This window comes from Rhodococcus sp. I2R, assembly GCF_020889545.1.
Lineage (GTDB): Bacteria > Actinomycetota > Actinomycetes > Mycobacteriales > Mycobacteriaceae > Rhodococcoides.
Window position 1 is genome coordinate 253835 of record NZ_JAHUTG010000007.1, and the last position, 7548, is coordinate 261382.

Annotated in this window: 8 protein-coding genes; 3 read left to right on the forward strand and 5 right to left on the reverse strand. The window is 62.3% G+C overall.

The features are described from left to right. Window positions 1–37: 37 nt before the first annotated feature. Genes KVY23_RS09880 through ribA form a run of 3 tightly spaced genes read left to right on the forward strand, consistent with a single transcriptional unit; the run spans window position 38 to window position 2267 of the window. Window positions 38–547 (forward strand): NADPH-dependent FMN reductase, encoded by a 510-nt coding sequence (locus KVY23_RS09880; RefSeq protein WP_075839308.1) that lies wholly within the window; start codon window positions 38–40, stop codon window positions 545–547. After that, window positions 544–1041 carry a flavin reductase family protein gene (locus KVY23_RS09885; protein ID WP_230556259.1) on the forward strand — a complete coding sequence of 166 codons (498 nt, stop codon included), beginning with the start codon at window positions 544–546 and terminating at the stop codon, window positions 1039–1041. The genes KVY23_RS09880 and KVY23_RS09885 overlap by 4 nt, the downstream gene beginning before the upstream one ends. Further along, window positions 1041–2267 (forward strand): GTP cyclohydrolase II, encoded by a 1227-nt coding sequence (gene ribA, locus KVY23_RS09890; protein ID WP_230556260.1) that lies wholly within the window; start codon window positions 1041–1043, stop codon window positions 2265–2267. The genes KVY23_RS09885 and ribA overlap by 1 nt, the downstream gene beginning before the upstream one ends. A gap of 19 nt (window positions 2268–2286) precedes the next feature. Here the strand turns inward: ribA and dnaB are convergent, their stop codons facing one another. From dnaB to rpsF, 5 genes are all read right to left on the reverse strand, one after another. Continuing rightward, window positions 2287–4932, reverse strand: a complete 2646-nt coding sequence (gene dnaB / locus KVY23_RS09895; RefSeq protein ID WP_230556261.1) for a replicative DNA helicase — start codon at window positions 4930–4932, stop codon at window positions 2287–2289. A gap of 699 nt (window positions 4933–5631) precedes the next feature. Continuing rightward, the gene (gene rplI / locus KVY23_RS09900; RefSeq protein WP_206508751.1) at window positions 5632–6087 is read right to left on the reverse strand and encodes a 50S ribosomal protein L9; all 456 of its coding nucleotides are present in this window, start codon (window positions 6085–6087) and stop codon (window positions 5632–5634) included. Window positions 6088–6103: 16 nt separating this feature from the next. Next, window positions 6104–6346 carry a 30S ribosomal protein S18 gene (gene rpsR, locus KVY23_RS09905; RefSeq protein WP_072805029.1) on the reverse strand — a complete coding sequence of 81 codons (243 nt, stop codon included), beginning with the start codon at window positions 6344–6346 and terminating at the stop codon, window positions 6104–6106. Window positions 6347–6389: 43 nt separating this feature from the next. Further along, the gene (locus tag KVY23_RS09910) at window positions 6390–6929 is read right to left on the reverse strand and encodes a single-stranded DNA-binding protein (protein WP_230556262.1); all 540 of its coding nucleotides are present in this window, start codon (window positions 6927–6929) and stop codon (window positions 6390–6392) included. Between the two features lie 59 nt (window positions 6930–6988). Continuing rightward, window positions 6989–7276 (reverse strand): 30S ribosomal protein S6, encoded by a 288-nt coding sequence (gene rpsF / locus KVY23_RS09915; protein WP_075839311.1) that lies wholly within the window; start codon window positions 7274–7276, stop codon window positions 6989–6991. Window positions 7277–7548 lie beyond the last annotated feature (272 nt).

Below are 7548 nucleotides of genomic sequence, written 5' to 3' on the forward strand. Positions count from 1 at the left end.
TTGGGTAGTTCTCACCCCACTGCAAGGAGGATCACGCATGAAAGTCACGGTGGTTGCGGGCAACCCCAAGCCGGCCTCTCGAACCCTCGATGCCGCGACGAGCGTGGCAGAGAAGCTGACAGGCGAGACCCCCGACGCGACGGTCGACGTGATCATGCTCGGCAGCGGATTGTTGGGATGGGGGGACGCCGCGGTGGCGGAGGCAGTGGAGACGGTCTCGTCCTCCGATCTCGTGGTGTGCGCAAGTCCGACCTTCAAAGCCACCTACACCGGAGTTCTCAAGCTGTTTCTCGACCAGTTCGCAGGCGATACCGGCCTGCGCGGTGTGACGGTGCTGCCGCTCATGCTCGGTGCAGGCCCGGCGCACGCGATGGCTCCCGACCTCTTCCTCAAACATGTTCTGGTAGAGCTCGGGGCCACAGCCCCCGCACCGGGTCTCTATCTGATCGACTCCAGCTACACCACCGACTCCAAGATCGGCGACTACGTTTCCCGATGGGGATCGACTCTGCTCGCCGCCGCGTCCACCCGATCGGATCTGTCATGACCTTGGCCACCACCCAGCTCGACCATTCCGTCCTTCGGTCGGCGTTCGCGCAGTTCCCCTCAGGTGTCGTCGCGTTGTGCGCGGAGATCGACGGCAAACCGATGGGGATGGCCGCGTCGAGTTTCGTTGCGGTGTCGATGGATCCACCACTGGTCGCGTTCTGCGTCCAACACACCTCCACAACATGGCCCAAGCTCACCACCTCGGCTCGAATCGGCATTTCGGTCCTGGGCGAGTTGCACGACGGCGCGGCCCGCACACTGGCCGCGAAGACCGGCAACCGATTCGAGGGACTCGACGTAGTCACCACCGAGGACGGCGCTGTCTTCATCGAAGGTGCCAGCATGTGGCTCGACGCCACCGTCACCGAGCAGGTCCCGGCTGGGGATCACGCCATAGTGCTCATGGCGATCAACGAGCTCGAGGTCAAAGCAGATGTGGCGCCGATCGTGTTTCACGGCAGCAAGTTCCGACGCCTTGCCGTGGATCTTTGATGCGGGCGGTCGACGCGGCACTCGATTCACTACGTGCCGGCAAACCTGTGTTCGTGACCGACTCTGCGGATCGAGAGAACGAGGGCGACGTTATCCTCGCGGCAGATCGGGTCACTTCGGACTGGGTGGCGTGGACCGTCCGAAACACTTCCGGCTTGCTGTGTGCACCGATGACCGGTGCGCGCGCGGACGCACTGGAACTACCCCAGATGGTGTCGAACAATCAAGATCCCAAGCAGACCGCCTACACGGTGACCGTCGATGCGGCCTTGGGGGTCACGACGGGAATCTCCGCTTCGGATCGTGCACGCACACTGCGGGTGCTGGCCAGCGCGGATACAGTTGCGGCGGACTTGATCCGGCCGGGTCACGTTCTGCCGCTGCGGGCTCGACCCGGGGGCGTGCTCGAACGGCCGGGACACACCGAAGCGGCCGTGGATCTCTGTGCATCGGCGGGGTTGCCTGCCGTCGGAGTCATCGCTGAGTTGTTGTCCGACAACGGTTCGATGATGCGGTACCCCGCTGTCGAGGCGCTGGGGCGGCAGATGGGTTTGCCAGTTCTGACCATCGACGAACTCGTCGCCTATCGACGAATGACGAAATCGGCACCAGCACCGGAGCGGGCACGAGTTGAACGTATCGTCGAGACGGTTCTTCCCACCCAGCACGGTGAGTTCCGGATGATCGGCTACCTCGATCACGAGACAGGTGCGGAACACGTTGCGCTCGTGCGCGGCACACTCGGGTTGCATTCTCTCGCGCGAGTGCACTCGGAGTGCTTGACAGGGGAGTCCCTTGCCTCCCAGCGCTGCGAATGCGGCCCCCAGCTGAGCGCGGCGATGGAGCGAATCGGTCGCGAAGGTGGTGTGGTTGTATATCTGCGCGGGCACGAAGGACGTGGCATCGGTTTGGTCAAGAAACTCGCTGCATACCGACTGCAGGATCAAGGCTTCGACACCGTCGCGGCAAACTTGGAGCTCGGCGAATCAGCGGACGGCCGCGAATACGGTGGCGGTGCAGCAATTCTCCGAGACCTCGGACTCTCGTCCGTTCAACTGCTGACGAACAATCCCGCCAAGGTATCAGGCCTGGAGGCCCACGGCATCGAGGTCTCGGCGCGACTACCGCTGTTGGCGGGTGTCGCACCGGGCAACATTCGATACCTCCAGACGAAGCGAAATCGCATGGGGCACCTGCTTCCTGCGCAGTCCGAACGTAGCTCGTAGCGGCGGGGTCGGCCAGCAGCTACCCCCGTGCCATGTCCACGAAGCGCGACAGGTGCAGCTGGTGCGCGACGGTGATGGTCGCGGTCGGACCGTTGCGGTGCTTGCCGAGAATGAGGTCGGCTTCACCGCCGCGCGGGTCGTCGCGCTCAATAGCGTCGGGGCGGTGAAGCAGGATGACCATGTCGGCGTCCTGCTCCAGCGAACCCGACTCACGGAGGTCGGACACCATCGGCTTTTTGTCGGTTCGCTGCTCGGGACCACGGTTGAGCTGGCAGACCGCGACCACCGGGCATTCGAGTTCCTTCGCGAGGAGCTTGAGCTGACGCGAGAAGTCGGAGACTTCCTGCTGCCTCGATTCGACCTTCTTGCCCGAGGACATCAGCTGAAGGTAGTCCACCACAATCAGTTTCAGGCCGTTGCGCTGTTTGAGGCGACGCGCCTTCGCGCGGATCTCCATCATCGTCAGGTTGGGGGAGTCGTCGACGAACAACGGCGCTTCGCTGATCTCACTCATCCGACGCGCCAGGCGGGTCCAGTCGTCGTCGGTCATCTTTCCCGAACGCATATCGCCGAGTTTGATTTTCGCTTCGGCGGACAGCAGACGCATGACGATCTCGGTGCGGCTCATTTCCAGAGAGAAGATGACACTGGGCATGCCGTGCTTGATCGAACACGACCGCATGAAGTCCATCGACAAGGTGGAGTTGTGCGTCGGAATCATCGACTCACTGGCGAGGTAGAGGTGCTCGGCATTGTCCACTTCCACGCAGCGCACTGGAACTGATTCGACCTTGCGGACGTCGACGATGAAGCGGGAGCCGGACCGGACTGTAGAGTTGGTCGCCCGACGCTCCTTGTGCAACATCTGCTTTCGATGCAGGCCGAAAACTACTTCGTCGGTAGCGAAGGTCAACGTGTACGCGGTGGACGACGCCTCGGTGCGTCCCTTGACTCGCTTGGTAGACAAGTGCACGCGATAGCCGAGACTGACTACGAGTTCGCGAACGTCCGTGACCAAACGCTCACTAGTGACACTGAACTGCGCAGATCCGCCCGCCGTGACCGTTCCATCGGTGTCGAGCAAACCCGCGAGAAGCGCTCGACGTTGTGTCTCAGAGCTGCGCAGGTACTCGTTGGGAATATGCTTGTCGCCGAGGACGCCGATTGTACGAAGCCGAGCTTGAACCGTACCGACTGTCTTTCGGCATTTCTGGCATCGGTGTAGCCCTGTAGTACGGGCGCCGCAATCGATGCAGGTCGGAGGCTCAACAGGCTCGGAGATGAAGCGCGCTTTACCCCCACAGGAGTGACCGCAGGTACGGACACTCAACGGGTAGGGTACGAATTCTTTGCCGCACACGATGCACGCCTTCGCATCTACCACTTCGGACTGCAATTGAAGTCTGTACCCCAGGGCGGCAGACGAGGACGCCGTCACGCGGAGTCCTTCCCCCTCGATGCGCGTGATGATCTCGGGATCAGCGGTCGTGAGCTTTGCGCAAGCGGAAGAACCGTCGCCCAGCCATGCCCCTAGGGTGTACGGAGGGACCAACAAGTCGCGCTCGGGTAGTTGCACTGCCTGCGAGTTGCCGACCGAATGATTGAGTCGCGCATCCTTGGTCTTGCATCGGACCGTCTTCGCGATCTCCTCGGTGGTGCGAACCTCAGCGAACGTCTTCTGATTACGCATGCGATTGTAACTGGCTGCCGCGGCCTGTGCCGACTTCCTCGATGCCCTGGTGTCGGTCAGCCACTGATGCTCCGCATCGGCGACGATGACTGTGCCATCGGAGAATTCGACCTCGTAGCACGGACGGTCGAGCATCACTTCGGTGGCTGCGACCACGCGTGTGGGAATTCCGTGAGCGTCGATGAGGTGATCGCCCACCGCGACCTCACCCATGGTGGTCCATCCATCGGGTGTGGGTAGCGGTGTGTCCAGCGCGAGCGCCTTGCCCACACCAGGCCTGGCCGCCACGATGATCATCTGACCGGGGTGCAGGCCGTTGGTGATCTCGTCGAGTTCGGCGAAGCCGGTCGGTACGCCGAGCGAGATGCCGCCGCGGCTGGCGATGGAGTCGATCTCGTCCATCGTCGGCTGCAACAGCTCTTCGAGGGGCAGGAAGTCCTCCGAGGTGCGCCGCTCGGTGACGTCGTACACCTCGGCCTGTGCTCGGTCGACCACCTCGGCAACGTCCTGGCCGTCGGAGCCGGCATACCCGAACTGCACGATGCGCGTGCCCGCCTGAACCAGGCGACGCAGAATCGACTTCTCGGCGACGATCTCTGCGTAGTAGCCGGCGTTGGCAGCCGTCGGGACGGTCTGCGTGAGCGTGATCAGGTAGGGCGGACCGCCGATGCGCTTGAGCTCACCGCGACGATCCAGCTCGGCGGATACCGTCACCGGGTCAGCGGGCTCACCGCGGCTGTAGAGGTCCAGGATCGCGTCGTAGACGTTCTGATGCGCCGGACGGTAGAAGTCGCCGGGGCGGAGCACCTCGAGGACGTCCGCGATGGCGTCCTTGCTCAGCAGCATGCCCCCGAGAACCGATTGCTCCGCGGCCATGTCCTGTGGAGGTTGACGGCCGAAGTCTTCACCCGGCGCCTCACTGGGAGGTGATTCGGAGGAATAGCCCGACTGTCCTCGATCGTCCACAACTGCCACGAGAACCGACCGTCCTTTCCCCTCGAAACCCTCACCGCCCGACACGGCCACGCCCTGACACCAGTTGTACAGCCAGCCTCCGACAGTCCTCGGATGTGCTGGATGCAGCTGGCGCCGCGGGCGCCGTCGCCGCGTCACGAAGAGACGCTGCACGGACGTTAGGTGGTCTCGTCTCCAGTCACAACACGGCCTGTGGATGAACCTGTGTAGCAATTGTGGACAGTGCTGAACAACTGTGTTGACCACCTGGGGATAACCTGGGTATAACTTTCCGAGGTTCGGCCATATCTGCCGCTCAGAGCATGTACATAAAGTTTTTTACCTGTGCATCAACTTGGGAGCGGCGTGTCGAGCCAAGTTGACAGCTCGGGCGTGTTGAGTAAATGCCAAGTGAACAGAGCAGTGAACTGGGTCACAGCGTATGGGATTGGTCACAAATCCGGCGTGCGCGAATGTTTCTCACCGGTAACCCATATTCGAAACCTGAATTCCGCCCCGACTTCTGTGGTCTCGACTACTCACGGACACCCTTCACTGCGCCGCAAACCCACGTGACCCCGCACGACAACGGTGCTGACACTCTCAGGGTCATTCCGGGTGTGGCCTGATGGCCGCGCAGGTGCGGAGGACACGAAAAAGCCCCACGAACACGTTGTGTTCGTGGGGCTTTTTGCGGCTGTATCGGCCGGAAGCGTGGAATCAGCTTCCGACGACCTCCAGCTTGAACTTGGCAGCCACATCGGGGTGCAGGTTCACGACGACGTCGTGCTTGCCCGTTGCCTTGATGTGAGCCTTCGGCAGCTCGACGCTGCGCTTGTCGACGACCGGTCCACCGGCTGCCTTGATCGCCGAAGCGACGTCGGACGCGGTGACCGAACCGAACAGCTTGCCCGAGTCGCCGGCGGTCTTGACCGACAGCGTCACGGACTCGAGTCCTTCGATGGCCTGCTTGAGCTCGTTGGCGTGCTCGAGGCCGCGGACGGCACGAGCTTCCTGAGCGCGGCGGATGCCTTCGACCTGCTTCTGTGCGCCGCGGGTGGCCGCGATGGCCAGTCCACGAGGCAGCAGGAAGTTACGGCCGTAGCCGTCTTTGACCTCTACGGTGTCGCCAGGCGCACCGAGGTTGTCCACATCAGCGGTGAGGATCAGCTTCATAGTTGATCGCCCCTTTCTATCGTGCCGTCGCGGCGTAAGGGAGCAGAGCTACCTCACGCGAGTTCTTCACGGCAACGGCCACGTCACGCTGATGCTGGACGCAGTTGCCGGTGACTCGACGCGCGCGGATCTTCCCGCGGTCGCTGACGTACTTACGCAGCAGCGTCGTGTCCTTGTAATCGATCTGCGCGTTCTTTTCCTTGCAGAAGGAACACGCTTTCTTCTTGAGCACCTTGTCGCGCAATGGCGGTTTGGGCATGGTCTTTCTCCGTTACATCTGGTTGTTCTCGATCGCGAAGGATCTAGAACGGAGGCTCGTCGTCCCCGCCGCGAGATCCGCCGAAGGAGCCGGACGCCGCGGGAGCACTGCCCCACGGATCGTCTCCACCGGAATTGGATCCCGCTTTCGAGGCCGGGCGCGCTCCGCCCGATCCACCCGAGGAACCACTGAAGCCGCCTCCGCCGCCACCCCCACCGCGACTGGCCTTGTTGACCTTCGCAGTGGCGTAGCGCAGAGATGGACCGATCTCGTCGACTTCGAGCTCGACGACAGTTCGCTTTTCGCCTTCACGCGTTTCATAGGAACGCTGCCTGAGCCGGCCGGTCACGACTACTCGTGCCCCACGGGTCAAGCTCTCGGCCACGTTCTCCGCAGCTTCACGCCAGATGTTGCAGCGCATGAAGAGGGCGTCTCCGTCTTTCCATTCATTGGTCTGACGGTCGAACGTGCGCGGAGTGGACGCAACAGTGAAGTTGGCCACGGCCGCACCGGCCGGGGTGAAGCGAAGTTCTGGATCTGCCGTCAAGTTTCCGACGACGGTGATGACGGTCTCGCCTGCCATGGTTCCTCTTTCAGTAGAGAAGTCTTTGTTGATGCCAGCCTAGAGGCGAGCAACGACAATTACTTGCCCTGTCGCAGGACCTTTGTGCGCAAAACGGACTCGTTGAGACCGAGCTGGCGGTCGAGCTCGCTCACGGTGGCAGGCTCGGCGTTGATGTTCACAACGGCGTAGATGCCCTCGGCGTGCTTGGCGATCTCGTAGGCCAGACGACGCTTGCCCCAGACATCGACCTTGTCGACGCTGCCGCCGTCCTTGCGAACGACGTTGAGGAACGTGTCGAGTGACGGAGCGACAGTGCGCTCGTCCAGATTGGGGTCGAGAATGACCATCAATTCGTAATGACGCATAAGACCTCATCACCTCCTGTGGACTAGTGAAAACGGCCACGGACGATCCGTGGCAGGAGGGTCGTTGCGTCAGCAACCCTTGGAGGGTACACGGCCATGGTCTGACCTGGGAAATCACTCGACGGTTCCGAACTCGTTACCCAGGCGCCCTAGACATCCCAGGTCCGTAATTTGTCAAGCGGCGGTGGGCTGTTGCGCGGTTCGGTGTGCCCAGGCGGTGTGTTCGTCGTATTCGGTGTGGTGGCGTAAGCAGCCGTGCAGTATGCCGACGA